Source organism: Corynebacterium halotolerans, assembly GCF_050107895.1.
Classification (GTDB): domain Bacteria; phylum Actinomycetota; class Actinomycetes; order Mycobacteriales; family Mycobacteriaceae; genus Corynebacterium; species Corynebacterium halotolerans_B.
The window spans coordinates 1-1,228 of the sequence record NZ_JBNILW010000038.1 but is presented as its reverse complement, the minus strand read 5'-3'; the positions used below and the strand labels follow the sequence as shown (position 1 = coordinate 1,228).

The 1,228-nt window shown below is 66.2% G+C and carries 1 protein-coding gene; it reads left to right on the top strand.

Annotation, left to right across the window (positions count from 1 at the left end):
* Positions 1 to 23: 23 nt before the first annotated feature.
* A partial coding sequence (locus ACQCVD_RS15425; RefSeq protein WP_426824666.1) for a biotin carboxylase N-terminal domain-containing protein occupies positions 24 to 1,228 on the top strand: 1,205 nt, incomplete at its 3' end.

The window sequence follows — 1,228 nt, the reverse complement described above, 5'->3', positions numbered from 1 at the left end:
ATATCCTGGAAAGGATCAACCACGTGGTATCGCAGAAGCTGCCGTCCTTCACCAAGGTCCTGGTTGCCAACCGTGGCGAAATTGCGGTGCGGGCATTCCGCGCCGCGAATGAGACCGGCGCACAGACCGTCGCCGTCTATCCGCGGGAAGACCGTAGTTCCTTCCACCGCACGTTTGCCTCGGAGGCGGTCCGGATCGGTACGGAGGGTTCGCCGGTTAAGGCCTACCTGAATATCGGGGAGATGATCCGGGCGGCGAAGAAGTCCGGGGCGGACGCGATTTACCCGGGTTATGGTTTCCTGTCGGAGAACGCCCAGTTGGCCCGGGAGTGTGCCGAGAACGGCATCACCTTCATCGGCCCGACCCCGGAGACCCTGGATCTGACCGGGGACAAGGCCAAGGCGGTCACCGCCGCGCGCAAGGCCGGGTTGCCGACCCTGGATGAGTCTGAGCCGAGTGAGGACGTGGACACCCTGGTCGAGCAGGCCCGGGGGCAGACCTATCCGCTGTTCGTGAAGGCGGTGGCCGGTGGTGGCGGCCGGGGCATGCGGTTTGTGGAGAAGGAGGAGGACCTGGCCCAGTTGGCGGCGGAGGCCTCCCGGGAGGCGGCCGCGGCGTTCGGTGACGGCCGGGTCTACATCGAGCGGGCGGTGCTCAGCCCGCAGCACATCGAGGTCCAGATCCTGGGTGATCACACCGGTGATGTCATCCACCTCTATGAGCGTGACTGCTCGCTGCAGCGTCGTCACCAGAAGGTCGTGGAGATCGCCCCGGCCCAGCACCTGGACCCGCAGCTGCGTGAGCAGATCTGTGCGGACGCGGTGAGGTTCTGCGAGTCGATCGGCTATGTCGGGGCCGGCACGGTGGAGTTTCTGGTCGATGAGCAGGGCAACCATGTCTTCATCGAGATGAACCCGCGCATCCAGGTCGAGCACACCGTCACCGAGGAAGTCACCTCCGTCGACCTGGTCAAGGCCCAGATGCAGATCGCCGCGGGGGCGACGCTGCAGGAGTTGGGGCTGACCCAGGACTCGATCACCACCCACGGGGCGGCCCTGCAGTGCCGTATCACCACCGAGGACCCGTCCAACGGGTTCCGCCCGGACACCGGGACGATCACCGCGTACCGGTCTCCGGGCGGGGCGGGCGTGCGGTTGGATGGTGCGGCCTCCCTGGGTGGGGAGATCACCGCGCACTTTGATTCCATGCTGGTGAAGATGACCTGCCG